This window comes from Spinactinospora alkalitolerans, from assembly GCF_013408795.1.
In the GTDB taxonomy this organism is placed as follows: domain Bacteria; phylum Actinomycetota; class Actinomycetes; order Streptosporangiales; family Streptosporangiaceae; genus Spinactinospora; species Spinactinospora alkalitolerans.
The window spans coordinates 4,537,240-4,562,854 of the sequence record NZ_JACCCC010000001.1; the positions used below are offsets into that span (position 1 = coordinate 4,537,240).

Here is a 25,615-nt window from a genome sequence, read left to right on the forward strand (position 1 = left end):
CCGCGCCGCTACCCCGCGATCCGCTCGGCCAGCCAGGCCACCGCAGGGGCGTAGCGGTACTCGATCGCGCCGTGGCCGGCGTCGAACAGCTCGAAGCGCACCCGCTCGTCGGGCACGCCCGCGGCGGCGACGGCCCTGCGGAAGGCCGTGGCCCCGAGGTCGAGGTAGAACTCGTCACGGTCGCCCGCGTCGATCCAGACGGCCCGCATCGACCGCAGCGCCTCGGCTCCGGCCTCCTGGGCCGCCATGAGCACCGGGTCCATGGCGAGCCAGCGCCGCCACACCTCGGGGACGATCCGGCCGAGGTCGTCGAAGGGCAGCAGCACGGTGCCGTCGGGCTCGGCCGAGTAGGCGGCGGCGTAGGCGTACATCTCGATGAGCTCGCCGTCGCCGTCCTTCGTCCCGAACGGCCGGGTCCGGACGTCGGCGAGGAACGCCGGGTAGGAGCCCCCGTACTCGTCGCGCAGCGTGCGGGCGATCCGGGGGAAGAAGGGCTGGTAGGACAGCTCGAACAGGGCGTCGCCGGCGTGCGTGGCCAGCGCCCCGAACACCTCGGGCCGCAGCATGGCGGTGACCATGGCGCCGTAGCCGCCGCTGGACTTGCCGGAGATCGCGCGGTGGTCGCGGGCGGCGAGGGTCCGGTACTCGGCGTCCACCCACGGCACGACCTCGTCGCACAGGTAGGAGTGGTAGTCGCCGGTGCCGGGGGAGTCGAGGTACTGGCTGCCGCCGAGCGAGGTCCAGGCGTCGACGTAGACCAGGATGGCCGGCGGCGCCTGCCCTGCGGCGAACACCGCGTCGGCGAGCTCGGGGAACGGCCGCCGGAACGCCGTCCGGTTGTCCCACATGCCGACGTGGCCGGTGAAGCCCTGGATGACGTAGACGACCGGGTAGCGGCGGTCGGAGTCGGCGTAGCCGGGCGGCACCTGGACCAGGACCGGACGCTCGTGCGGATCCCCCAGCGGGTTCCCGCGCAGCCGCTCGCTCACCAGTGTGCGCCGCTCGATGCGCCCCGCCAGTTCTCCCGACCACGGCAGCATGCGTGCTCCTCCCCTTCGGCATCCGGTCCGTCCGGTCCCAGCATCCCGGACCGGCCGCCCGGCGTCGAGGGGCCGGTCCCGGTTGGCGCCGGGCCGCGCGACCCGGCACGCTGGACCGGTGATCGATTCTGCGGACAGGGCCGCGGTGTGGGTGGTCGCCGGCGCACCCGGGGCCGGGAAGTCCACCGTCGCCGACCTCGTGCTGGAGCGGCTGCGGCCGGTTCCCGCGCTCCTCGACAAGGACACGCTCTACAGCGGGTTCGCGGCCGCCGTGCTCGACGCGCACGGCCGGCCCGCGGGAGAGCGGGAGGGCCCCTGGTACGACGAGCACGTCAAGGTGCACGAGTACGGGGGCATGACGGCCGCCGCACGCCAGATCCGGGCGGCGGGGTGCCCGGTCATGCTGGTGGCTCCGTTCACCGGGCGGATCCGCGACGCCGACGCGTGGCGCACCTGGGTGGCAGAGCTCGGCGGCGACCCCGTACGGCTGGTCTGGGTGCGCTGCGACGGGCCGACGCTGCTGGCCCGGCTGCGGCGGCGGGGCCGCTCGCGCGACGCGGGGAAGCTCACGGGGTTCGACGCCTTCGTCGAGCGCATCCGCCCCGACGAGCCGCCGGCCGCGCCGCACGCCGAGATCGACAACCGGAACGGCGCCGCCCCGCTGCCCGGGCAGGTCGACGCCGTACTCGACCGCGCGGTCCGGTGATCCGGCGCGGCGCCGCGGCCGCGGGCCGGGGAGGAAGCGGACCCGGGAGCGGGGGATCGGCCCCGCCCGGGGTTAGCATTCGGATATGACGCCACCCCTGAGCACCGAACGGCTGCTGATCCGGGACTGGACGACCGACGACGCCGAGTCGGCGTTCGCGGTCTACGGCTCCCCCGAGGTGGCCCGGTGGCTGACGCCGGCCATGCGCGCGGTCGACGACGTGTCGGCGATGCGCTCGGTGCTGGAGGCATGGGTGGAGGCCCAGCCCAACCTGCTCCCGCCCGCGGGCCGGTGGGCCGTGGTGCGCCGGGACGACGACGCGGTCATCGGCGGGCTGTCGCTTCGCCTGCTGCCCCCGTTCGAGGAGGACTTCGAGCTGAGCTGGCAGCTTCGCCCGGACACCTGGGGCAACGGCTTCGCCACCGAGGCCGGCACGGCGCTGGTCCGCTGGGCCTTCGGCGAGGGGATCGAGGAGCTGTTCGCCGTGGCCCGCCCCGCCAACACCCGGGCCATCGGCACGGCGCGGCGCCTGGGCATGGAGTGGGTGGGCGAGACCGACAAGTACTACGGCCTGCGGCTCCAGGTCTTCCGCATCCGCCCCTCCGATCTCCGGCCCTGAACCTGGGTCTCAACCACCGGAGTTCTCTGACCTCAGCCCCAGGTCGGAGCCTGTGGTGGCTGGGCGATCCTCTCGCGTGGCCGAAGGCTCCCGCAGGGATCGACCCGGCGCCGCGCCGCCCACGCCGCCTGCTTGAGTGCCGGACCGGAACCGCGGTGTCGGTGCGCGCCCGCAGTGACGGGTCCGCTTCGCGTGCGGGTGGTCGATCTCCGTCCGCGGTCCTGACGGCCACGCGAGAGAATCGGCCACCCGCACGCCATTCCTCCCTGAGGTCGGCCTTAAGACTCCCTGGGGCCGAGGTCAGAACTCGATCAGAGGGTCCGGCCGGCCTTGAGGGAGGCCGCGATGCGGACCACGCGCTTGGCCTGCACCTGGGCGGCGGCGCGGGTGGTGTCGTCCACGGGGTTGCTGCCCTGGGCGTCGACGTGGGAGGTGCCGTAGGGGTTGCCGTCGACGAACTTGGCGGCGTCGGTGTAGCCGGGCGGCACGACGATGCCGCCGAAGTGGTAGAAGGTGGTGGCCAGCGCCAGCAGCGTGGACTCCTGGCCGCCGTGCACGGTGGCCGAGGAGGTGAAGCCGCTGTAGACCTTGTCGGCCAGCAGGCCCTGCGACCACTGCGGGCCGAGCGTGTCGATGAACTGCTTGAGCTGCGAGGCGATGTTGCCGTAGCGGGTGGGCGAGCCGAACACGACGGCGTCGGCCCACACCACGTCATCGGCGCTCGCCTCGGCGACGTCCCGGGTCGCCTCGACGTTGGCCGCCCACGCCTCGTTGCTCGCGATCGCCTCGGCCGGCGCCAGCTCCGCGACCTTGCGCAGCCGGACCTCGGCGCCTTCCTTCTCCGCGGTCTCCGCGATCTCCCGCGCGATCTCGTACCCCGTCCCGGTGGCGGAGTAGTAGACGACGCTGAGCTTCACGCTCTCACTCATGGACAACCTCTTGGTCTCACGGAACGCGCCCGCCGGAACCTTTGGGCTCCGAGCAGGCGCACGAATTTCTTTTCCTAGGAAGATAATACATAAGCATGCAAACTCGCCATGGCCACCGGTACGGGGTGACCATGAACACAGCACCGGCGCTGCCGGCGCCCGGCACCCGGGACGGTCGCACCGCCCCCTCCGCCGCCTCCCCTTCGACCTCGGGAAGGCCGACGGAACCGGCCGGGACAAGGGGGATGACACATGGCGGACAACCCGCGCGGCGCCGACGACCTCGATCCCGTCCTGGAGCGCGCGCTCTCGCGGCTGATGCTCATCGCCGAGGTGAGCACCGTGCTGAGCAGCAGCCTGCACACCGAGGACGTGCTGGGACGCCTGGCCCGGCTGCTGGTCCCCCAGCTCGCCGACTGGTGCGTGGTGGAGCTGCTGGACGAGGAGCTGCGCCGGGTGGCACTGGCGCACCGCGACCCCAAGGTCGTCCTGCCGGCCGGGGTGCGGGGACCCGTTCCCGGCCCCGAACCGCTGGCCGACACCCCACTGGAACGCGTGCTGGCCGGCGCCGGACCACTGTTCCTCGACCACTTCCCCGAAGAGGCGGCCACCGCCAGCCCCCTGGGGCGCGCGCAGAAGGAGCTGGTGGACCTGCTGGGCGCCGACACCGCGATCCTCGCCCCGTTGCGCGCCCGGCGGCGCGTCCTCGGCGTGCTGGTCCTGGTGCGCACCGACCCCGACCACCCGCTGTCAGAGGACGACCTGCCGCTGGTCGAGGACCTCACGCACCGGGCCGCGCTCGCCGTCGACAACGCCCGGCTCTACACCGCCCAGCGCGACGCCGCGCAGGACTTCCAGCGCGCGCTGCTGCCGGAGCTGCCGAAGGCTGACCACCTGCAGATGGCGGCCCGCTACACCGCCGCGCAGGTCAGCGCCGAGGTGGGCGGCGACTGGTACGACGCGTTCGTGCTGCCCGACGGCGTCACCGCGCTGGTCGCCGGGGACGTCAGCGGGCACGACCGCAGCGCGGCCGTGCAGATGGCGCAGTTGCGGAGCATGCTGCGGGCGCTGGCGTGGGACCACCAGGAGCCCCCCAGCGCGATCATGCGGCGGCTCGACGGCCTGCTGCACCACCTCGGCACGACGAAGACGGCCACCGCCCTCTACGGGCGGATCGAGGGGCCGGTCGGAGGGCCGTGGCGGTGGCGCTGGACCAACGCCGGGCACCCGCCCCCGCTGCTCGTCACCCGCGAGGGGGAGACCCGCTACCTGACAGGGGGCCACGGCCTGCTGCTCGGGGTCGACGACAGCCGGGTCCGCCCCGACGCCGAGGAGGAGCTGCCGCCGCGCTCCACGCTGCTGCTCTACACCGACGGTCTGATCGAGCGCCGGGGCGAGTCGCTGCACCGCGGCATGACCCGGCTGCGCCGGCAGGCCGCCGCGCTCGCGGGGGCGCCCGTCGGCGACTTCTGCGACGGCCTGCTGGAGGGTGTGCTCGACACCCCGGCCGACGACGTCGTGCTGCTCGCCCTGCGCGTCCCCGAGGCCGGCGCCGGCGCCCCCCGCGGGAACGCCGATGGCCCCGGGCCCCGCTCGCCTAGACTGGGGCCGATCGAACCGCCAGCCGACGAGGAGCCGCATGCCTGACGTCCCGCCCTCGACGCCCACTGCGGGACGTGTGCGCGACGCGGCCCGGACCCGGACCGAGATCCTCGACGTCGCCGCCCGGGAGTTCGCCGAGCGCGGCTACGCCGGTGCCCGGGTCGACGAGATCGCCGCCAGGACCCGCACGACCAAGCGGATGATCTACTACTACTTCGGCGGCAAGGAGCAGCTCTACATCAAGGTCCTGGAGCGCGCCTACTCCCGGATCCGGGAGACCGAGCAGACCCTGGACGTCGCCGGCCTGGAACCCGCGGAGGCCATCCGGCACCTCGCCGAGCTGACCTACGACCACCACACGGCCAACCCCGACTTCATCAGGCTGGTCGGCATCGAGAACATCGACCGGGGCGAGCACATCGCCAAGTCCGAGGTCCTGGCCAACCTCAGCACGCCGGTCATCGACCTCATCGCCGCGATCCTGGAGCGCGGCCGCGGCCAGGGGGTGTTCCGCGCGGACACCGACGCGGTCGACGTGCACATGATGATCAGCGCCTACTGCGTCTTCCCCGTGGCCAACCGGCACACCTTCACCACGATCTTCCACCGCGACCCGCTCGACCCCTCACGCCACGACCACCACCGCCGCATGCTCGGCGACATGGTGGTCGCCTACCTCACCGGCGCCGCGGGCGGCGCCGAGCCGGGGGACGGGGCCCGCACCGCGCGCGCGGACGGCGGCCCGGCCCCGATCGGCCTGGCCGAGCACGGCTGACCGCCCGCGCCTCCCCGCGGCCCCGGCCCTCCGAGAGGCGTGGGAGGCGCGTCAGGGCTTGCGCCCGACGGCGCAGAACTGGGCCACTGCTTCGGGAACGGCCGCGCCACCGGTGTCGGGCCGCCACTGCGAGCAGGAGGCCACGCCCGGCTCGACGAGTTCCAGGCCCTCGAAGAGCCCGGCGAGATCGGCGCGGCTGCGCAGGACGAGCGGGGTGGAGCCGCCCTCGTTCCACAGCTGCGCGGCCTCGTCCATCGCCTCGCCGCGCACCTCGTTCGTCGAGTGCGAGACCACCAGGTGGCTGCCGGAGGGAACGGCGTCCATGATCCGCCGCACGAGCGCGGCCGCCTCGCCGGTGTCGGGGACGAATTCGAGGATCCCCAGCAGCATGACCGCGACCGGCCGGTCGAAGTCCAGGGTCCGGGCGGCCCTCGACAGGATCACGTCGGGTTCGCGCAGGTCGGCGTCGATGTAGTCGGTGGCGCCCTCGGGGGTGCCGACGAGCAGCGCCCGGGCGTGCACCAGGACGACGGGGTCGTTGTCGACGTAGACGATCCGGCACTCCGGGGCGATCGACTGGGCGACCTCGTGGGTGTTGTCGGCGGCGGGGATGCCGGTGCCGATGTCGAGGAACTGGCGGATGCCCGCCTCCTCGACCAGGTGGCGCACCGCCCGCGCCAGGAACGCCCGGTTCGCGCGGGCGTTGGCCACCATGTCCGGCAGGGCCGTCAGGATCTGCTCGCCGGTCTCGCGGTCGGCGGCGTAGTTGTCCTTGCCGCCCAGCCAGTAGTCCCAGATCCGAGCCGGGTGGGCCGTGCTCGTGTCGATCTCGGGAGGGAACTCGGCGCTGTCGGACTGGGGCTTCATCCACGCCGGGGTTTCGCTCATGGGCTGGTGGCTCCTGTGGTCGTTTCCGGGGCGGCCGTCTTCGGGCTCTGCGCGCATCCTAGGACGTATTCGATCAGTCGACGCCCCACTCGCGCCGCATGTCGCCGATGCCCCGATCCGCCGCGTCCGCGCCGCCCGCTGCACCGGGCGGCGGCCCCTCGCCGGACGGGCCGGGCCCGACCGTTCGGCAGGCGTTGACCAGGTGCTCCGTACACACTGGTGATTTAACGGATGCGCGGTAACCGGATCGACACGGATAGTTGCGGTGTCTCCACGGTAAGGAGTTGGTGAATACGACGTTCCCCCCGCCGCACATTCCACTCCGACGGTGGCCGCTTTTCGCCGGCACCCTCCACCCGTTCCCCATTCGGGGTGTTCTCGGCGAACACTTCCGGATCTCCGGGCCGGACACCCCGATCAGTGGCCACGAGACCGCTGCGCGTTTCTTCGCACGAAGAACCGGCAGCGCCGCGGCGGGCCTTGTCCAGGACCGCCCTCCCGTTCCTTCGGCCGCACGCCGGACGGTACGGGAAAACCCCGGACCTGCTGTTCAAGGCAGTCCGCGGCCCTCCGCGATCCAGCGTTGGATCCCTTTCCCCCTGTATCTGATGGCGGACCCGCACGCGTTTTCCGGACCTCCGGGTGGAAATCCGGCGAACGCCTCCGCCCCGAAGAAAAGGAATCGAACTCCGTGCGCATGTCAAGCACCCCCGGTTACCCCCTGTCCCCCGACTCCGGTGGCACGACCCCGCCCCCGCGCTCCCGCAGTGCCAGGATCGCCGGCACGCTGGCCATGGCCGCCGCGCTGGCCATGGCCGGCGTAAGCGTCGCCGCCCCGGCCCAGGCCGACGCCGACAACCCCTACGAGCGCGGCCCGGCCCCCACCGAATCCAGCATCGAGGCGCTGCGCGGCCCGTACTCGGTCGACGAGGACTCCGTCTCCTCGTGGGGCGTCAGCGGCTTCGGCGGCGGCACGGTCTACTACCCGACCGGCACCAGCGAGACCTTCGGCGCGATCGCGGTCGCCCCGGGCTACACCGCCAGCTCCTCGTCGATGTCCTGGCTGGGCCCGCGCCTGGCCTCCCAGGGCTTCGTCATCTTCACCATCGACACCAACACCCGCTACGACCAGCCCGACAGCCGGGGCCGCCAACTGGAGGCCGCACTGGAGTACCTGGTCGAGGACAGCGACAGCGACGTCCGGGACCGGATCGACCCCGACCGGCTCGGCGTCATGGGCCACTCCATGGGCGGCGGCGGCACCCTCGCCGCGGCCGAGGACAACCCGGACCTGCAGGCGGCCATCCCGCTCACCGGCTGGCACCTTCAGAAGGACTGGTCCGACGTGCAGGTGCCGACGCTGGTGGTCGGCGCCGAGGACGACACCATCGCCTCGGTGCGCTCGCACTCCGAGCCGTTCTACGAGAGCCTGCCCGGTTCGCTGGACAAGGCCTACCTGGAGCTCGACGGGGCCGGTCACTTCGCCCCGAACTTCTCCAACACCACCATCGCCAAGTACAGCATCTCCTGGCTGAAGCGCTTCGTCGACAACGACACCCGCTACGAGCAGTTCCTCTGCCCCCCGCCCAGCACCGGCTGGGGCAGTGACATCTCCGATTACCGCGACACCTGCCCCCACTCCTCCTAAGGGGGCGGCCGGACCCCTGCGGGCCCCGCGCACCGCCGCCGGGGCGGGGCCCCGCAGGGCAGGCGCCGGTGGCGGCAGCGGGGAGCGGCCGCCACCGGCGCTCTCACGCGTCGGGCTGCTCGCCGCCGTCCCCCTGCCCGGCCCGCGGTGGTTCCTGCGGGAGGGTCCTGGTGTAGGCGACGGCGGCCGCGCCTCCCGCGGCCCAGCCGAGCAGCAGCGCGCTCGCGGCGGTCCCGTGCGGCAGGATCGATCCCGTCATCGGGGGCCGGACCGATGTCAGCGCGGAGGCGCCGGTCTCGCTCCCGCTCCACGTCCGCAGGGACGAGGACTCCGCCCCGGCGGGCGCGTAGGCGAACCAGCCGAACTCCGCCTGCGCCGACGGGCTCCACGTGACCCGCGTCCCCCGCTGGGCCAGCTCGTTGCCCGTGATGGTGGCCGCGGTCTCCCCCGCCGTCGCGGCGAGGACCAGCGCGCCCCAGCCGAGGACGAACACGGCCGCCCGGCCCCGCAGCGGATCGACCCCCGGAAGGACCAGGCGCACCAGCGCCGCGGCGACGCCCAGGGTCACCAGCACGCCGACGATTCCGGGCAGCGAGAATCCGGCGCCCCGGACGAACGCGCCCAGGAGGGCGACCAGCCCCGAGGGGACGAGCACGGCGACGATGAGAACCTTGCGGCGGTGCGGCTGCATGACCCGCAACCCTACTGGCGCCGCCGTGCGCGGGTCGCTCCCGGCCGGACCGCCGTGTTCGCGGGCGATGCGCTCCACGACCGCCGGCACGCGCGGGATCGCGCGGTCGGCGGTGTTCCGGCGATGGGTGCGGACGTTGAGAGGCACCGACCCGACGCCCGCTGCGACGCACACGTCCGCCCCGACTGATCGGTGCGAGGCCGAGCGGGGTCGGGGAGACTGGGTGTGTCCGTGTACGATCGCCTACCCGACGCGCGTGAAGGAGCCCTGCTCAGATGGCCACTCCCGGTCCCGCTGCCCGGCGTCCGACCATCGCCGATGTCGCCGCGGCCGCGGGCGTCTCGCGGACCACCGTCTCGCATTCCCTCAACGGACTGGGCAAGGTCGATCCGCGCACCAGGGAGCGGGTGAAGGCCATCGCCGCCGAGCTCGGCTACCGGCCCAACCTGCGCGCCCAGCGGCTGCGCCGCGGGCGGGCCCAGGCCATCGCGCTGGCCTCCTCGATGCCCTTCGCCGTCGCGGGCGGGCCCTCGCGGCTCGGGTTCTACATGGAGGTCGCGGCCGCCGCCGCCGAGCGGGCGCTGACCCACGGCTACGCGCTGGTACTGGTTCCGCCGGTGGAGTCGGGGCCGGGACTGGAGTCGGTGGACATCGACGGCGCGATCGTCGTGGAACCCGAACAGGACGACGACGTCGTGCGTCAGCTGCGCGACCGCGGCCTGCCCTACGTCACGCTGGGCCGCCAGGTGGGCGCCGCAGACGACGCCTCCAGCGTCGACCTGCACGGCGGCCTGGTCATCGAGCTGCTGCTGGAGCACCTGCACGGGCAGGGCGCCCGCTGCCCCGCGCTCATCATCGGGTCCGGCACCCGGCAGTCCTACGTCGAGGTGCGCGCGGTGTTCGAGCGGATCGCCGCAGAGCAGGGCCGTCCGGCGCTCGTCGCGACCGCCCCGGAGCAGGACGGCGAGCAGGCCGGCTACGACCGCTGCTCCCGCCTGCTGCGCGAGCACCCCGAGATCGACGCCGTCTGCGCGATGGTGGACGCCTTCGCCATCGGCGCGATCCGCGCCATCGCCGACAGCGGGCGCGTCATCCCGGACGACATCATGGTCGTCACCCGCTACGACGGCATCCGCGCCAAGACCTGTCGGCCTCCGCTCACCGCCGTCGATCTGGGCCTGGGCCAGGCCACCGGCGACGCGGTGGAACTGCTGCTCGCCCTGCTGGAGGGCGGCGCCGACGCTCCCGCGCCGAGCGCACCGCGCCCGCGCGTGGTGCCCCGGGCGTCCTCACTGCGCGGAGCCCGCTGAGCCGCCCCTGCGGTGACCCGGCCGCCGCCCGGCGACGGCGCACTCACACCCCCAGCATCAGCACGACCCCCGACACCAGGGCGAAGCCCAGAACGAGCAGCCGCATCCTCGGCGCGTTGATCCGGTGGTGGACCAGGCGGCTCAGCCCCGCTCCCAGGGCCAGCGCCGGCAGCATCAGCAGGGCCGGCCAGGCTTGGGCGATGTCGCTCTGGCCGGTGCCGAACAGCAGGGCGAGCGAGGCGAGCTCGCCCACCAGGAAGCACACCGCCACCGTGGAGCGTAGCTCGGCGGGCGGGCGGTGCTGGTAGACCAGGGCCAGCGGCGGGCCGCCCACCCCGGTGGCGGTCTCGGTGATGCCGGTGACGACGCCCGCGCCGAGGTAGGCCGTGCGCCCCGGGGTGAAGGAAGGCGCTGCGAGACTGGCCAGCGCGGCCAGCACCGTCGCGACGCCCACGAACAACCCCAGCCGCTCGGCCGGGACCACCCACAGCAGCATCAGCCCGCCCGGGGTCGCCGCCAGCCGGGCCGCGGTGATCCAGCCCGCCCCCCGCAGGTCCAGCGCCGAGCGCTCCCGCCACGCCACGTACAGGTTCAGCGGGACCATCGCCACCAGCAGGAACACCGGGAGCAGAGTAGGGTCGAGGAGCCCGGTCACCGGCGCGACGATGAGCGCGAAACCCAGGCCGCTGCTGCCCTGGACGAACGCGGCGACGGCCACCACCACGGCCAGCAGCAGGAGGGTGGCGGGGCTCATCGCGCACCGTTTCGCGCACGGTGCTCGGTGGAGACGGGATGCGCCCGGGTGATGCGGGCCCGCGCCACCACCTCCCGGCCGACCTCCGCCGCACGCTCCACCAGGGCGCGCCCGTCCCAGTCGGTGGGCCAGCCCTTCCACAACCGCAGCCGCCCGCCCACGACGACGGCGGTGATCTGGTCGCGGTCGGCCAGCCGGACCAGTTCCCAGGGCAGGTCCCAGGACGGCCGCAGCTCCGGCACCGTGACGTCCACCAGTAGGAAGTCGGCTGCGCGGCCCGCGGCGATCTCGCCGGTGAGCGCGCCCAGACCGACAGCGTCGGCGCTCGCGCGGGTGCCGTGCTCCAGCCAGGTCCAGCCGCCGCCGCAGGAGGAATCGCCCATGGTCAGACCGTAGGCGATCCGTTGGGCGGACTCGGCGGCGTCCAGCAGCCGGAAGGCGTCGCCCCGAGTGCCGTCGGTGCCCAGGCCGAAGCGCACTCCCGTCTGCGCCAGGGTGAGCGCGGGCGCGACCGCGTCGCCCTTCCAGGCGCTGGCGATCGGGTTGTAGCTGACGGCTGCGCCGCGCCCGCGCAGCAGTTCCACCTCGGCGGCGGTGAGCAGGGTGGCGTGCGCGGCGAGGAGTTGCGGGCCCAGCGCGCCCGCCCGGTCCAGGTGCTCCAGCGGGCGCACGCCGTGGCGCACGAGGGAGCGCTCGACGGAGGCCAGGTGCTCATTGACGTGGATCTGCACCACCGCGCCGGCCTCGCGGGCGAGGCCGGCGGTGTCGCGCAGGGTGCGCTCGGTGGCGGCCTCGGGGATGGAGACCGCCAGCGATGCGTGCACCAGGTCATCACCCTCGTAGCGGGCGAGGTGCTTCTCCGCCCGCGCCAGGACCTCGGAGGGGGTGGTGCCGGGCTCGCCCACGTCGTTGCAGACCAGGCCCAGGACGCAGCGCAGCCCCGCCTCTCGGGTGGCCGCGGCGACGGCCTCGACGTCAACGGGTGCGCGGGTGCCGGCCTCGGCCACCGTGGTGAAGCCGCCGCGCAGCGCCTGCAGTGACGCCAGCTTCGCCGACAGGTGGGCGCTCTCCTCGTCCAACTCTCCTTCCAGCGGTATCCACACCCGGCGGAAGATCTCCGAGGGCTCGCCGAAGGCGAGCGAGGAGCCCAACACCTGGGTCAGATGGTGGTGGGCGTCCACGAACCCCGGCATCAGCAGGTGGCCGGGCAGCGCCACCGGGGTCAGGTCGGGATGCTCGCGTCGCAGCCGCTCCAGCGGTCCGACCGCGGTGAACACCCCGTCGGCGACGACGGCGGCGTGTTCACGCGCCGGCCCTTCGGGCAACAGCACCAGTTCAGGCGCCAGCAGCGCCGGCCCGGCGTCGAAACGGTCAGGGGTGAGCTCGTTCATGGCTCTCTTTTCCAGCTCGGGACGGGCACGGCGCGGACTGCGCCGCGGATTCAGGGGTTGGGCGCATCGCGGGTCCCCTCGGCCCGTGATCGCGCCGAAGCCTGCGGCGGGACGGGCGGGACCCCGTCCTCGGCCGCGGGTGCCGCAGCAGGGGCCGGGGCCCGCCTGCCGAAGCGGCGACCCAGTGCCGGACGGACGTGGTTGAACAGGATGTTGAGCACGGCGGCGGTGAAGGCGCCGACCGCGACCCCGCTCTCCAGCAGGATGCGCGCGTTGGGTGGGAAGGTCGCGTAGGCGCCGGGGACGAGGATGGGCAGCAGCCCCAGCGCGACGGCGACCGCGCAGATGAACGTGGTGGTGTGGTCGTCGAGGTCTGCGCGGCCGATCATCTGCACGCCCAGCACCACGATCACGCCGAACACCACCATGGCGGTGCCGCCGACAACGGCCGAGGGGACGGCGTTGATCAGCGCGGTGATCGGGGCGAAGAAGCCGATGAGCACGAGCAGCACGCCCGCGGCGACCGTGACGAAGCGGCTGCGCACATCGGTGACCCGGACGATGCCGATGTTTTCGCCGCTGGTGACCATGAGCGGCAGGCCGAAGAACCCTCCGGCGAAGGAGACCACGGCGTCGCCGCGGATGGTCTTGGGCGCGTCGCGGCGCGCGTCGACGTCCTTGCCCACGGCCTCTCCGTTGATGACGGTCTGGCCGGTGGCCTCGGCCATGGAGGCGAGGCTGTAGAGCAGCAGCGGCAACGAGGCGAGCAGGCTGAACTCGGGCACCCCGAAGGGCAGCGCTTGGGGCACGTGCACCAGGCCGCCCTCGGTGGCACCGGCGAAGTCGGCCGTCCCCATGAAGAAGGCGAGCAGCGCCCCGGCGACCAGCCCGAGCATCACGGCGAGCTGGCGCAGCACCCCGGTGAACAGCCAGTAGAAGGCGACGGTGAAGCCGATGGTGGCCAGACCCAGCAGCAGGTCGCCGGGGTCTCCGAAGCCGGGGGTGCCGGGCGCGCCGGTGACCAGCAGCGCGCCGACCTTCACCAGATTGACTCCGACGATGATGATCATCGTGCCGATGACCAGCGCGGGAAAGAAGCGGATCAGCCGGGAGAACACCGGCAGCACCAGCAGGTAGAAGACGCCGGTGATGATGACCGCGCCGGTTGCGGTGCGCAACCCATGCTGCTGGGCGATGGCCATGAACAGCACGACGGGCGCACCGCCGGGCAGCATCACGAAGGGCAGTCGGGCGCCGACCTTCCACGGTCCCAGCGACTGAAGCACCGATCCCAGGCCCGACAGCACGAAAGCCGCCGAGAGCAGGTTCACGGTGATGCCGGTGGACAGGTCGAGCGTGGCGCTGACCAGGAACACGCTGGAGATGGGCGTTGCGGCCATGACGAGCACGTGCTGCAGGCCGAAGAGCAGCATCCTGTGCAGGGGCCGGTATTCGTCGACGGGGTGCCGCGCTTTGGGGGAGGACACGATCGGGCTCCGTTCGGCTGGCTGCCGGGACTTGGCCGAGTAGGGACGCCACTGCGCCAAATCGATTTGGCGACCAGTATGTGACCTGGGTCGCACCAAGGTCAAGGGCCCAGGAGGGCGGCGGCGCCGCGCTTCCGGCGATCCGCCCGCTGCCGACGCCTACCGTCTTCTCCCGTTTGCTCCGCGCAGGCCGGCACGGAGACGACCACCCGAGGAACACCGGAAGGAGCGACGCTGTGATCAGAACCCGTACGCGACCGAGGCGACGCCCACCGCCGCGTCCGGGTTCATCGTTTCGCGGCGTTGTCGACGGCCTTCGGGCAGGAAGGGGCTGGCTAAACCCTGATACAGCCGCCACCTGCACGCGGTGGCGCCCGCCCTGCTCACAGCGGCTATGGGTTGGCTCGGGCGGTTCGCACCCGGTATGAGCGGCTGCGGTTGATGGATGGCGCCCCGCTGCGCTGCGGCGCCTCCCGAGTCACGGTCAACCGCTCGCAGAGGGGCGAGATCGCCGCCTAGCCCCTGCCAAGCGATCACTGACCAGGACGCACTGTCTCCCATCAGCGGTTTAGGGGATGGAGCATCTCATGCGTCCGCCTCATGACTCGCGAACACAGGAGCAGGGAAAAGAGGTAATGCAATCGCGATATGCACAGGAAAAGATAGGCGCCAGTACGCTCCGCTCATCATCCAACCCCGAGCAGAGTCGCTGCTGACCTGGGAACTCCTGATGACTTCAGGAAGGCGGAGGAAATCACCTCCACACTCCGGCACCCAGGCGATTCAACATCCAGCATGCACCCACGCTCTTCATTGACTACTTCCAGACGGACCGCTAAGGCCAAACAGAATCTGGACGGATGATTAATAACGTCAAAGGTTGGGCGTGCATCTGCCGTTCTTTCCGCATTTGCAGTTTCCAGCTTCTTGTTTCCCGCTCCAGCCCACGCGGGCACCAGCGGAGCCGGTACGACCGGCAAGGTCCGCGGCGCCTCGCATGCTTTTGGGCCTCGGGGAAGAGCCGCTCCAGCGAGTCCAGCGCCTGCGGGACCGACTCGATCACGCTCGTCCACACCGGCATCCCCTCTCCTCATCGGCGCCACCGCCCGGCTCGATCGGGCCCGCGGGGCGGCCGCCGGCGGCGACCGTCCCGGCATGCCGCACGCCCGTCAGCGGTCGTCGAAGAGCGTGCTGACGGATTCGCCGTTGTGAATGCGCCGGATGGCCTCGGCCAACGCGGGAGCGACCGAGAGCACCTCCAGCTTCGGCGACGTCTTGCCCGGTTCCATGGGGACCGTGTTCGTGCAGACGATCTCCGTGACGTCGTCCAGCTTGGACAGGCGGTCGAGGGCCCCGTCGGTGAAGAGGCCGTGCGTGCAGGCGACCCGGATCGATCGGACGCCGTCCTCCTTGAGCCGGTCGATGAGTTCCAGGACGGTGCTCCCCCTGGCGACCTCGTCGTCGAGGATGACGACGTCGCGGCCGCTGACGTCGCCGATCACCGAGGTGATGCTGACGCGGTCGTCGCTGATCCGCTGCTTGGCCCCCGCGGCGACCGGCGTGCCGAGCATCCGGGCGAACGCGGAGGCCGCCTTGGCGTTGCCGAAGTCCGGTGAGACGACCACCGTGTCGGAGAGGTCGAGCCGGCGGAAGTGCCCGGCCAGTTCGCGCAGCGCGTGGAGGTGGTCCACCGGAACGCTGAAGAACCCGTGGACCTGCGGCGAGTGCATGGTCATGGTCAGGACGCGGTTCGCGCCGGCGGTGGTGAGGAGATCGGCGACGAGGCGGGCGCCGATCGAGATGCGGGGGGCGTCCTTCTTGTCCGACCGGGCATAGGCGAAGTGCGGCATCACCACGGTCGTGCGCGCGGCGGAGGCTCCCCGGGCGGCGTCGAGCATGAGGAGCAGCTCGACGAGGTTCTCCTGCACCGGGGGAACCAGCGGCTGGATGACGAAGACGTCGCGCTCCCGGCAGTTCGCCTGCAACTGGACTTCGAGGCAGTCGTTGGCGAAGCGCGAAACGCGCGTCGGGGACAACGGCTTCCCCAGGTGAGCACATATCTCCTCGGCGACCTCGGGGTGGGCGCTACCGGAGAAGATGACGATGTCCCGCATGGAAGCCCTTCACACGTCCTTGTTCCGGGCCGGAACAGGACGGCCGGGAAACGCACCGGGTCCCGGTTCGCGCGCCTTCCGTGCTCCTGACCCCTGACCGGAGCCAATGCTACTGAAACCGGGGTCTCAGCGGTCTGCAACGGTGCACGGGAACGCGGAACGGCCGTGACCGGCCGCCGGAGGCGAAGGAGGGTCCGCTCTTCCGGAGCGGCCGGTTCTCAGCGCGTATCCGCCATCGGCTCGCGCGCCTCGGGCGGACCGGATGTGCGACCTGAGGCGTGGCGCACGTTGGACATCGGCGTCGCCAGGGTTCGACGACTGCTGCCCGCGCGGACTTCTGCGCGTATTCAGCGTGGGCGGCCGGTCACGACCGCTCGCAACCGTAACCAGCCGTACAGTACGGTGAAGCGCCGTCGGCCTGTTCCAGCAGGTCGGCGGCGCTTTTTCAATGCCTGAGAGGGGTAGGCCGGGCGGGGCTCGAACCCGCGACCCAGGGATTATGAGTCCCCTGCTCTGACCAGCTGAGCTACCGGCCCGCGAACGCGGCGTGCGGGGTGGGTGCGCCGGCCCCGCATGGGAGGGTCCGGCTTGACACGGCCGGGTTGCAGCACATCTTAACAGGGCGGGGCGGCTGCCCAGGGCTCAGCGGTCCCCGGCGGGCTCAGGCGCCTCGGGCGGGGCCGGGGGTCCCGACGGGGTCGGGGCGGCCGCCGCGCGGACCAGCCGCCACCGGACGAGGGCCTCCGGCCGGCATGGACGAGGGGGGCTCGGGGAGCGGGCAGTATGGAACACGTGAGTCTCATCGATCGACTGCCTGCCGGCGCAGAACCCGATTCCCTGTTCGAAGCGTTCGCCTCTTGGGCCGAGGAGCGAGGGCTCACGCTCTACCCGCACCAGGAGGAGGCCCTCATCGAGGTGGTGTCGGGCTCCAACGTCGTCCTGAGCACCCCCACCGGTTCGGGCAAGAGCCTGGTCGCGGCCGGTGCGCTGTTCGCGGCGCTGGCCAGGGACGAGTGCGCCTTCTACACCGCCCCGATCAAGGCCCTGGTGTCGGAGAAGTTCTTCGAGCTGTGCGCGGTCTTCGGGACCGCCAACGTCGGGATGATGACCGGTGACGCCAGCGTCAACGCCGACGCCCCCATCGTCTGCTGCACCGCCGAGGTGCTGGCCAACATCGCGCTGCGCGACGGCGCCGACGCCGACATCGGCACCGTGGTCATGGACGAGTTCCACTTCTACGCCGAGCCCGACCGCGGCTGGGCCTGGCAGGTGCCGCTGCTGGAGCTGCCGCAGGTGCAGTTCCTGCTGATGTCGGCGACGCTGGGCGACGTGTCGCGGTTCGAGGACGACCTGACCCGGCGCACCGGCCGCTCCACGGCCGTGGTCAGCTCGGCCGAGCGCCCGGTCCCGCTGTTCTACTCCTACCGGACCACGCCGCTGCACGAGACGCTGGAGGAGCTGCTCGGCACCCGCGAGGCCCCGGTCTACATCGTGCACTTCACCCAGGCCCAGGCCGTCGAGCGCGCGCAGTCGCTCACCAGCATCAACATGTGCAGCAGGGCCGAGAAGGACGCCATCGCCAAGGAGATCGGCAACTTCCGCTTCACCACCCGGTTCGGCCGCAACCTCTCCCGCTACGTCCGGCACGGCATCGGCGTGCACCACGCCGGAATGCTGCCCAAGTACCGCCGCCTGGTGGAGCGGCTGGCCCAGGCCGGGCTGCTCAAGGTCATCTGCGGCACCGACACCCTCGGCGTCGGCGTCAACGTGCCGATCCGCACGGTGCTGTTCACCGCGCTGGCCAAGTACGACGGCTCCCGCGTGCGCAGGCTCAGCGCCAGGGAGTTCCACCAGATCGCCGGGCGGGCCGGGCGGGCCGGGTTCGACACCGTCGGCAACGTGGTGCTGCAGGCCCCCGAGCACGTCGTGGAGAACGAGAAGGCGCTGGCCAAGGCGGGCGACGACACGAAGAAGCGGCGCAAGGTCGTGCGCAAGAAGGCGCCGGAGGGGTTCGTCGGCTGGGACGAGAGCACGTTCGAGAAGATCATCGCGGCCGAGCCCGAACCGCTGACCTCGCGGTTCAGGGTCAGCAACGCGATGCTGCTGAGCGTCATCGCCCGGCCCGGCGACTGCTTCGCCGGGATGAGGCACCTGCTCACCGACAACCACGAGGACCGCCGCAACCAGCGCCGGCACATCCGCGAGGCGATCGCGATCTACCGGTCGCTGCTGGACGGCGGCATCGTCGAGCAGATGGATGAGCCCGACGCCGAGGGCCGCACCGCGCGCCTGACCGTCGACCTGCAGCCCGACTTCGCCCTGAACCAGCCGCTGTCGACGTTCGCGCTGGCGGCGTTCGACCTGCTCGACCCCGCCTCCCCCACCTACGCCCTCGACGTGCTGACCGTGGTGGAGTCGACGCTGGACGACCCTCGCCAGATCCTCGCCGCCCAGTTGAACAAGGCCCGCGGCGAGGCGGTCGCGCAGATGAAGGCCGACGGGATGGAGTACGACGAGCGGATGGAGCGGCTGGAGGAGATCTCCTACCCCAAGCCGCTGGAGGAGCTGCTCGACCACGCCTACGAGGTCTACCGGCGCGGCCACCCGTGGGTGGGCGACCACCCGCTGCGCCCCAAGTCGGTGGCGCGCGACCTCTACGAGCGCGCGATGACGTTCACCGACTACGTCGGCTTCTACGAGCTCGCGCGCTCGGAGGGCCTGGTGCTGCGCTACCTGGCCAGTGCGTACAAGGCGGTCAGCCAGACCGTTCCCGAGGACGCCAAGACCGATGAGCTGCTCGACCTGACCGAGTGGCTGGGCGAGCTGGTCCGCCAGGTCGACTCCAGCCTGCTGGACGAGTGGGAGCAGTTGACCAACCCGGCGGAGGAGTCGCCCGAGGCGCCGGTCGAGGAGCGGCCCAAGCCGGTCACGGCCAACCACCGGGCGTTTCGGGTCCTGGTCCGCAACGAGCTGTTCCGGCGGGTCGAGCTGGCCGCCCTGCGCCGCTACGACGAGCTGGGCCGGCTCGACGCCGAGGACGGCTGGGACGCCGAGGCCTGGGAGGACGCGCTCGCCGACTACTACGACGAGCACGACCGGATCGGGACCGGCCCCGACGCGCGCGGCCCCAAGCTGCTGCTCATCGAGGAGCAGGCGGGGACGTGGGAGGTCCGCCAGGTCTTCGACGACCCCGCGGGGGACCACGACTGGGGCATCAGCGCCGAGGCCGACCTGGGCGCCTCGGACGAGGAGGGCCGGGCGGTCGTCCGCGTGGTCGGCGTGAACCGGCTGGGGTGATCACCGGGGAGACGCCCGGTCACGGCCCGCCGACGCGGGCCGCGAGGTCGCGCACGGGCCCCGACCACGCCTGCGGGTCCAGCCACGGGAACGTGTGGGCGCCGCGGACCTGCACGTACCTCCCGTCAGGCCGCATCGCCGCCAGTCGGCGCGCCCACGCCTCGGAGCTGACCCGGTCGTCCTCGCCGCGGATGACCAGTAGCGGAACCTCCAGCCGGCCGACCGGCTCCTCGATGGGGTCGTCGAGGTGGACGAGCACCACGTGCAGCAGCCGACGCACGCCCGCCCGCCTCCACTCCGGGCGGTGCGACTCGCCGAGGCCGGGCGGTTCGCGCCGACCGTCCAGCCGCCAGCGCACCAGCAGCCGCAGCAGTCCTCGGGCCGCCGGATCCACGGTCGGGCCGGCCAGGACCACGCCGGCCACGTCGGGGTGCCCCACGGCGGCGCGGGCGGCGACCTGCGTCCCGCTGGAGTGGCCGGCCAGGATCACCCGGCCCGGCCGCCGCGCCGTGACCCATTCGGCCACGCACCGGCCGAACTCCGGCACGTCGAGTTCGTGCGGGGGCTCTCCGCTGCCGGAGAGGCCCGGCAGCTCGACCAGGTGCGCACGGGTCCAGGCGCCGAGCGCCCCCAGCCCCGGCAGCAGGTAGTCGGAGACCGCCATCCCCTGGACGAGCACGACCTCCGGGACGTCCGGCCGGCGCCGCCCCACGCTCCTGCTGCGCATGCGTCCCAGTGGCCCGTCATGGAAGTCGGTGGCCACGTCGTTCGGGAACGGCGGCGGCCGCCACTCGTCACGTCTCATGGATTCCCCACTTCACCGCGTGCCGTGCTCCCCGGACGCCGGGCCCGGTGCGGGGACCGGCCGTGCCCGCCCGCTGCCCGTTCCCGGGGCGGATATGCGGGCCGCGGGGCCGGACGAGCGTGGCGGCGCGGACGGCGGTGCGGGCGGCGGCCGCGCCAGGCGGGCGCCCCGCACACGCCGCGGGCACCGCCGGTCCCCTCACCGGCCCACCGGGTTCTGTACGCTCCTTGTGCCGCGGCCCGACCCCGGCCGTCCCGACGACAGCAAGGACGCCCATGCGCAGAAGGGTCTTCCTGACCACGACGGCGATCGGCGCGCTCGGTCCGCCCCTGGCCGCCGGGCTCTCGACGATGATGGCGCCGCGGCCGTCCCGCCCGCGGCCGCCCGCCCGGCGCCACGTCGTGCTGGTCGACTGGGACGGCGTCGACCCCCGCTACATCGATGCGCACCTGGACGGCGGCCTGCTGCCCAACCTCCGCTCGCTCGCGAAGGCGGGCGGCCGCTCCGTCGCCGCCTGCACCTACAAGGCGGTCTCCAACCCCAACCGCGCGAGCCTGGCGACCGGCGCGCGCCCGGCCGTGCACGGCAACGTCGCCTACGTGCTGGACCCGGCCACCGGCAGGGCGATCGGGCAGACCCGCATCCTCACCGCCGAGAACATCGCGCAGAGCCTGCGCCGCCAGGGCGGGACCGTGGTCTCGGCCGGGTGGTACATCGTGCAGGACGAGGGCGCGGCCTACGGCGACCCCGAAGGGCTCTACACGCAGGGCGCCACGTGGGAGGAGAACGTCGACACCGCGGTGCGGGTGCTGCGCGGGGAACCGGTGGACTCCGGCGGCGTCCGGGTCACCGTGCCCCGGATCCCGGATCTGCTGGCCGTCTACACCGCCGACGTGGACGCCATCGGCCACGAGGAGGGGCCCGGCTCCGAGCGCATCCCGCGCCGGCTGGCCGAGCTCGACGCCGGCCTCGGCCGCATCATCGATGCCGTCGGGGAGGCCGGGATCGCCGCGCGCACCACGTTCGTGTTCGTGTCCGACCACGGCATGACCGGCTACACCGAATCCCTCGAACCGCAGGTGCTCGGCGCGATCGGTGAAGCGGGCCACACCGTCCAGCGGCTGTACTCGGGGCAGGCCCCCGACCCCGGCACCGAGGTGGTGCTCACCGCGACCCCGCGCGCGGCAAACGTCTACCTGCGCGGGGACGCCGCGACCGGGACCGGGCGCGGGCGGATCGAGTCGCTGCTGCGGGGGCTGCCCGAGCTGGAGGGCGTGCACGGCCGCGCCGAGCTCGACGCGATGGGCGCCGCCGCGGCGGAGGGCGACTTCGTGATCGAGGCGCGGCCGCCCTATGCGTTCCTCGACCCCGGCGCCGTGGACGGCGAGGAGCACGGCGGGCACGCGAGCGTGCGCGAGGCCGCGGCCCCCCTGATCCTGGCCGGGGCCGGCATCCGGCGCGGCGCGGCGCCTGAGCGCCCGGAGACCGTCGACGTGATCCCCACCGTCAGCCGCCTGCTGGGCGTCGACCCTCCGGCCGACGCGCAGGGGCGGGTGCTGCACGAGGTCCTGTCCGCTTCCCTGTGACGGGGCGCCGGCGGCTCTTTCGCGGCGGACCCCGGCGCCTCGGCCCCGCCGGGCGGGGATCAGCGGTTGAGCTGCAGGCCGAGTCCCTCTTCGGTCGCGCTGGGGTGCAGGTCGGCGTCCATCAGGTCGCCGTTCGCCCGGATCGTGCCGGTGGTGTGCGTGGTGCACTCCGGGCCGGTCTGGTTGAGCGTGGCGGTGTAGCCGCCGTTGTCGGCGGCCCCGGTGACGGTGATGGCCGCGTCGCACTTGCCGTCGAGCCGGCTGAACTGCCCGGTCCCGCCGCCCTGCGGGATCACGATCCGGAAGTCCCAGTGGTCGTAGTTGTATCCGGGCCAGCGCCCCATCCAGGTGCCGGCGTAGGAGGCGGGGAAGCTCGTCGGCTCCGGCTCCGCCGAGTCCTCCTCGGTCTCCCCGTCCTCCTCGGCCGCGTCGTCGGCCGCGGACTCCTCGTCCTGCGCCGACGGGCTCGGGTCGATCGAGGTCTGCGCGGAGGCCTCGGCGGAGGGCGTCGGCTCGGCCGCGGACTCGCTCGCGCTGGGCTCGGGAGCCGCCTGCTCCTGTGCGCTCTGCTGATCGGCGGCCGACGCCACCGGGTCGTCGTCGCGCGTCAGCGCATAGGCGCCGGTCAGGCCGCCGGCCACCAGCAGCACGGCCGTCGCGGCGCCCGTCAGGACCAGTCCGGTGCCGCGCCGCCGGGTGGGGCGGGCGGTCGGGTCGACCGGATCGGCGCCCGCCCGCGCGCCGTCGCCGCGCGGTCCGGTCGGCGCGTCCTCCCCCGTCGGAGCCGCCATGCCCATCGGCTGCTCGGGCCGGGCGGGGGCGGGCGCCGGGGCCGCGGCGGGCCCCGGCGCGGCGGGGGCCCCGCCCCGCTGCCACCTGACCAGCCTCATGAGCACGTTGTGGGCCGTCGGCCGCAGCCGGGGGTCGCGGTTCAGGCACGCGGTGACCAGGTGGTGCCAGTCGCCGTCCAGCCCGCTCAGGTCCGGCTCCTCGTGCAGGACCCGGTGCATCAGCATGGGGACCGAGTCGCCGGCGAACGCCGCGTGCCCGGTGGCGGCGTAGACCATGACCGCGCCCCAGGCGTAGACGTCGGCGGGCGCGCCGATGGCGGAGCGGCCGGTGATCTGCTCGGGGGCCATGTAGGCGGGGGTGCCGGTGATGGCGCCGGTCATGGTCCCGGTGTTGTCGGTGACGCGGGCGATGCCGAAGTCGATCACGCGCGGGCCGTCCGCTGCCAGCAGGACGTTGGCCGGTTTGAAGTCGCGGTGCACGATGCCGGCCTCGTGGATCGCCACCAGCGCGGTCACGCTCGTGACCGCGAGGCGGTGCAGCGCGGCCCCCGAACGCGGCCCGCGTGCGGCGACGTCGTCCTTGAGCGAGGGTCCTTCGACGTACTCGCTGACGATGTAGGGCGGGACGGCCGCGAAGTCGGCGGCGAGCACCTGGGCGGTGCAGAACGAAGCCACGCGCCGGGCCGCCGCCGCCTCGCGCTCGAACCGCTGCCGGGACCCCGGGTCCTGCGCCAGTTCGGTGTTGAGCGTCTTGAGCGCCACCTCCTCGCCGCCGGCGCCCACACCGAGGAAGACGGTGCCCTGGCCTCCCTGCCCCAGCCGGTGCGTCAGCCGGTATCCCCCGATCCGGTCGGGGTCGCCGTGGCGCAGCGGTCGGCGGTGTGACATAGAAAGGGTCCCCCAAGGAGAAATCGATTTCGCACGGCGCGCGGCGGCGCGCTCAGCCGGCCGGGTGAGCGGGCGAACGTTCGGGCACGGACGTCGGACGGGCCCGGGCCCCGAACGGTTCCGACCGATGCACGATCGTAGAGGAAACCCCCGCATCGGACCAGGGCGGCCCGCCGGACGTCAGCCCAGCAGGTGCCGGTTGACGTCGCGGACCAGTTCGGCCAGCTCCGGCACCTCCACCACGGTGCGCCCGGCGGCGCGCAGCAGCTCCGCGCCCTCGCAGTCGACGAACAGCGAGGGCTCCCGCCAGGCGAACACCACCCGCGGGATCGGCGTGGCCAGGATGAGGCTCGTGCACGAGCAGGGCCGCGACGCCCGGGCGCTGCACGGCTCCAGCGAGCTGTAGATCGTCGCGCCGGCCAGGCGGGGGTCGCCGGGCGCCACGGCGCGCAGCGCCGCCTCCTCGGCGTGGTCGTGCGGGTCGTCGCGGCGCGAGTAGCCGTCGGCGAGCACGCCGCCGTCGGCGCCGGCCACGATCGCGCCGACCGAGAACGCCGTGGTCGACGGCGGGCAGGAGCGCGACAGCCCGATCGCGGCGCGCAGCAGGTCGCGGTCGGCCTCGGTGGCCCGCGCGGCGCTCACGCGCGGTCCCCGTCGAGCAGGTAGCGCAGCAGCACCACGTCGCCGATGGCCCGGGTCTCGGCCAGCCGCATGGGTCGGCCGGGGCCGTACGGGAAGGCTCCCGGATCGACGAACCGGGGCGCCGCGGCATCGCCCACGAAGAACGGTGCCACGGCCAGCCGGAGCTCGTCGGCCAGCCCCGCGGTGAGGAACGCGGTGTGCACCGCCGTGCCGCCCTCCACCATGAGCCGGCGTACGCCGCGCAGCGCCAGGTCGGCGGCCACCGCGCCCGGCTCCGGCGGGTCCCCGGCCGCCACGACGTCGACGCCCGCGGCTTCGGCGAACCGCCGCGCGGCGGCGGCGTACGCGCCGTCGCCGGTGTAGACGACCGCGCCGGCGTCGCCGGTGGTGAAGATCCGCGCACCGGGGTCGAGCCCGCCGCTCGCGCTGAGCACCGCCTTGAGCGGATGCGCCGTCCTGCCCTCGGCGAGGCGCCGCTGCCGCCGCCGCTGCGAGCGCACCAGCAGCCGGGGGTCGTCCGCCCGGACCGTCCCCGCCCCCACCAGGATCGCATCGCACCCGGCCCGGAGCTCGTCCACCTCGTCGAAGTCGGCCTCGTTGGACAGCCGCAGCCGGTCCGGCCCGGCGTCGTCGATGCGGCCGTCCACGGACATGGCGCAGCTCAGGATCGTGTAGGGGCGGACGGGGGCCGGCTGGTCGGTCATGCCTGCCAGGTTAGCCACCCCGGAGGGGCCTTCCTGGCCCGCACCGCCGCGCACGGGCCGGGCTCGGGGCGGGCTCACCGGTGTCCGGCGGAGCGTGCCGCGCCGCACTCCCGGCCCCCGGCGAGGCTCCGCGGCCGTGCTCGCCGGATGCGGTGAGGAGCGCGGCGCGGGGTTCCGCGTCAGGCCGTCTGAGGGCCCAGGCGGGTGCGGTAGGGGGCCAGGGCGCGTGCGTTGGACTCTTCGGCGCCGTCCAGGTTCTGGCTCCGCAGCAGGGGGACCTCGACGCCCCGCTCGGCCAGGAGCTCCACCGTCCGCGCCGTCACCGCGTGCAGGACGGCGCAGCCCAGGATGGTTGAGACCGCGCCGGTCGCCGCGCCGGAGACGGTGATCGCGGTGTCGCCGGGCGGGACGCGGGTGTCGATCACGGTGTCGGCGACCTCGAAGAGCCGCCGCCCCGACGGGTGGCGTGGGGAGGCCGCCCCGGAGTGGGCCAAGCTGGTCACCCCGACCACGTGGACGCCGCGCTCCCTGGCCGCCAGCGCGGCGTCGACGGGGACCGGATTGATGCCGGAGTTGGACACGACGAAGAGCACCTCGCCCCGGCGCAGGTCGGCCAGCTCCATCGTCGCGGCGCCGTAGCCGGGCAGCCGCTCGGTGAGGGCGGCCCGGCGTGGCCGGACCGACGACAGCGCCGGATCCACGACCGCGGCGACCGCGCCCAGCCCGCCGGCCCGCACCATCGGCTCGATCGCCACCAGTTGGGAGTGCCCGCTGCCGAACACGTGCACCATGCCGCCGTCGGCGACGCAGGCCGCGGCCGCCCGGGCCGCGGAGTCGATCGCCTCGGACTGGGTCGCCGCCACCTCGGCCAGCAGCGCCTGCAGCGCCGCGAAGTAGTTGGCCGCCGCCCCTGTTCGCCCTGCGTCGTCGTTCACGTCCACGCCCTCG

Annotated in this window: 21 protein-coding genes, 1 tRNA gene and 1 pseudogene; 9 read left to right on the plus strand and 14 right to left on the minus strand. The window is 73.4% G+C overall.

The annotated features are described in order from the left end of the window. Positions 1 to 8 precede the first annotated feature (8 nt). Positions 9 to 1,040, minus strand: a complete 1,032-nt coding sequence (locus HDA32_RS20125; protein WP_179644695.1) for an alpha/beta hydrolase — start codon at positions 1,038 to 1,040, stop codon at positions 9 to 11. 118 nt (positions 1,041 to 1,158) lie between these two features. Here HDA32_RS20125 and HDA32_RS20130 point away from each other — a divergent pair, with 118 nt between their 5' ends. Beyond that, positions 1,159 to 1,746: a P-loop nucleotide/nucleoside kinase family protein gene (locus HDA32_RS20130; RefSeq protein WP_312863255.1), complete on the plus strand. Its 588-nt coding sequence runs from the start codon at positions 1,159 to 1,161 to the stop codon at positions 1,744 to 1,746. Positions 1,747 to 1,831: 85 nt separating this feature from the next. Continuing rightward, a complete protein-coding gene (locus HDA32_RS20135) occupies positions 1,832 to 2,365 on the plus strand; it encodes a GNAT family N-acetyltransferase (protein WP_179644697.1) in 534 nt (177 codons plus the stop codon). A gap of 311 nt (positions 2,366 to 2,676) precedes the next feature. Here HDA32_RS20135 and wrbA read toward each other — a convergent pair whose 3' ends face one another. Further along, entirely contained in the window at positions 2,677 to 3,294 is a 618-nt protein-coding gene (gene wrbA, locus HDA32_RS20140; RefSeq protein ID WP_179644698.1) for an NAD(P)H:quinone oxidoreductase, read from the minus strand. Between the two features lie 252 nt (positions 3,295 to 3,546). Here wrbA and HDA32_RS20145 point away from each other — a divergent pair, with 252 nt between their 5' ends. After that, complete coding sequence (locus HDA32_RS20145; RefSeq protein WP_179644699.1) at positions 3,547 to 4,941, plus strand: PP2C family protein-serine/threonine phosphatase; 1,395 nt, start codon at positions 3,547 to 3,549, stop codon at positions 4,939 to 4,941. Continuing rightward, the gene (locus HDA32_RS20150) at positions 4,934 to 5,671 is read left to right on the plus strand and encodes a TetR/AcrR family transcriptional regulator (protein WP_179644700.1); all 738 of its coding nucleotides are present in this window, start codon (positions 4,934 to 4,936) and stop codon (positions 5,669 to 5,671) included. The genes HDA32_RS20145 and HDA32_RS20150 overlap by 8 nt, the downstream gene beginning before the upstream one ends. 51 nt (positions 5,672 to 5,722) lie before the next feature. Here HDA32_RS20150 and HDA32_RS20155 read toward each other — a convergent pair whose 3' ends face one another. Beyond that, positions 5,723 to 6,559: an SAM-dependent methyltransferase gene (locus HDA32_RS20155; RefSeq protein WP_179644701.1), complete on the minus strand. Its 837-nt coding sequence runs from the start codon at positions 6,557 to 6,559 to the stop codon at positions 5,723 to 5,725. A gap of 697 nt (positions 6,560 to 7,256) precedes the next feature. On the opposite strand from HDA32_RS20155, the gene HDA32_RS20160 reads away from it, so the two are divergent. Continuing rightward, positions 7,257 to 8,207 (plus strand): alpha/beta hydrolase family protein, encoded by a 951-nt coding sequence (locus HDA32_RS20160; RefSeq protein WP_179646819.1) that lies wholly within the window; start codon positions 7,257 to 7,259, stop codon positions 8,205 to 8,207. A gap of 103 nt (positions 8,208 to 8,310) precedes the next feature. Here HDA32_RS20160 and HDA32_RS20165 read toward each other — a convergent pair whose 3' ends face one another. After that, positions 8,311 to 9,045, minus strand: a complete 735-nt coding sequence (locus HDA32_RS20165) for a hypothetical protein (protein ID WP_179644702.1) — start codon at positions 9,043 to 9,045, stop codon at positions 8,311 to 8,313. A gap of 128 nt (positions 9,046 to 9,173) precedes the next feature. Between HDA32_RS20165 and HDA32_RS20170 the strand changes: the two genes are divergently transcribed. Further along, complete coding sequence (locus tag HDA32_RS20170; protein ID WP_179644703.1) at positions 9,174 to 10,208, plus strand: LacI family DNA-binding transcriptional regulator; 1,035 nt, start codon at positions 9,174 to 9,176, stop codon at positions 10,206 to 10,208. Between the two features lie 43 nt (positions 10,209 to 10,251). Here HDA32_RS20170 and HDA32_RS20175 read toward each other — a convergent pair whose 3' ends face one another. Genes HDA32_RS20175 through HDA32_RS20185 form a run of 3 tightly spaced genes read right to left on the minus strand, consistent with a single transcriptional unit; the run spans position 10,252 to position 13,840 of the window. Continuing rightward, a complete protein-coding gene (locus HDA32_RS20175) occupies positions 10,252 to 10,962 on the minus strand; it encodes a sulfite exporter TauE/SafE family protein (RefSeq protein WP_179644704.1) in 711 nt (236 codons plus the stop codon). Then, positions 10,959 to 12,353 (minus strand): amidohydrolase family protein, encoded by a 1,395-nt coding sequence (locus HDA32_RS20180; RefSeq protein ID WP_179644705.1) that lies wholly within the window; start codon positions 12,351 to 12,353, stop codon positions 10,959 to 10,961. The genes HDA32_RS20175 and HDA32_RS20180 overlap by 4 nt, the downstream gene beginning before the upstream one ends. 50 nt (positions 12,354 to 12,403) lie before the next feature. Beyond that, on the minus strand, positions 12,404 to 13,840 hold the full coding sequence (locus HDA32_RS20185) for a uracil-xanthine permease family protein (RefSeq protein WP_312863256.1): 1,437 nt from the start codon (positions 13,838 to 13,840) through the stop codon (positions 12,404 to 12,406). A 346-nt stretch (positions 13,841 to 14,186) separates the two neighbouring features. Here HDA32_RS20185 and HDA32_RS32230 point away from each other — a divergent pair. After that, a pseudogene (locus HDA32_RS32230) lies at positions 14,187 to 14,353 on the plus strand (IS982 family transposase); the annotation flags it as partial. A 656-nt stretch (positions 14,354 to 15,009) separates the two neighbouring features. Here the strand turns inward: HDA32_RS32230 and HDA32_RS20190 are convergent. Continuing rightward, positions 15,010 to 15,954, minus strand: coding sequence for a ribose-phosphate diphosphokinase (locus HDA32_RS20190; RefSeq protein ID WP_179644706.1), 945 nt, complete (start codon positions 15,952 to 15,954; stop codon positions 15,010 to 15,012). A gap of 462 nt (positions 15,955 to 16,416) precedes the next feature. Then, positions 16,417 to 16,490, minus strand: a tRNA-Ile gene (locus tag HDA32_RS20195). Positions 16,491 to 16,737: 247 nt separating this feature from the next. On the opposite strand from HDA32_RS20195, the gene HDA32_RS20200 reads away from it, so the two are divergent. Next, positions 16,738 to 19,251, plus strand: a complete 2,514-nt coding sequence (locus HDA32_RS20200) for a DEAD/DEAH box helicase (RefSeq protein ID WP_179644707.1) — start codon at positions 16,738 to 16,740, stop codon at positions 19,249 to 19,251. 19 nt (positions 19,252 to 19,270) lie between these two features. Here the strand turns inward: HDA32_RS20200 and HDA32_RS20205 are convergent, their stop codons facing one another. Further along, entirely contained in the window at positions 19,271 to 20,056 is a 786-nt protein-coding gene (locus HDA32_RS20205) for an alpha/beta fold hydrolase (protein WP_179644708.1), read from the minus strand. Between the two features lie 275 nt (positions 20,057 to 20,331). On the opposite strand from HDA32_RS20205, the gene HDA32_RS20210 reads away from it, so the two are divergent. Then, a complete protein-coding gene (locus HDA32_RS20210) occupies positions 20,332 to 21,642 on the plus strand; it encodes an alkaline phosphatase family protein (RefSeq protein WP_179644709.1) in 1,311 nt (436 codons plus the stop codon). Between the two features lie 59 nt (positions 21,643 to 21,701). On the opposite strand, the gene HDA32_RS20215 is transcribed toward HDA32_RS20210, so the two are convergent. The 4 genes from HDA32_RS20215 to HDA32_RS20230 all read right to left on the minus strand — a co-directional run bounded on the left by HDA32_RS20215 (position 21,702) and on the right by HDA32_RS20230 (position 25,602). Next, positions 21,702 to 23,321: a serine/threonine protein kinase gene (locus HDA32_RS20215; protein WP_179644710.1), complete on the minus strand. Its 1,620-nt coding sequence runs from the start codon at positions 23,319 to 23,321 to the stop codon at positions 21,702 to 21,704. 180 nt (positions 23,322 to 23,501) lie between these two features. Further along, entirely contained in the window at positions 23,502 to 23,963 is a 462-nt protein-coding gene (locus tag HDA32_RS20220; protein WP_179644711.1) for a cytidine/deoxycytidylate deaminase family protein, read from the minus strand. After that, positions 23,960 to 24,667 carry a RibD family protein gene (locus tag HDA32_RS20225; RefSeq protein ID WP_179644712.1) on the minus strand — a complete coding sequence of 236 codons (708 nt, stop codon included), beginning with the start codon at positions 24,665 to 24,667 and terminating at the stop codon, positions 23,960 to 23,962. The genes HDA32_RS20220 and HDA32_RS20225 overlap by 4 nt, the downstream gene beginning before the upstream one ends. Before the next feature lie 179 nt (positions 24,668 to 24,846). Further along, positions 24,847 to 25,602: a sugar isomerase domain-containing protein gene (locus HDA32_RS20230; protein WP_179644713.1), complete on the minus strand. Its 756-nt coding sequence runs from the start codon at positions 25,600 to 25,602 to the stop codon at positions 24,847 to 24,849. Positions 25,603 to 25,615 lie beyond the last annotated feature (13 nt).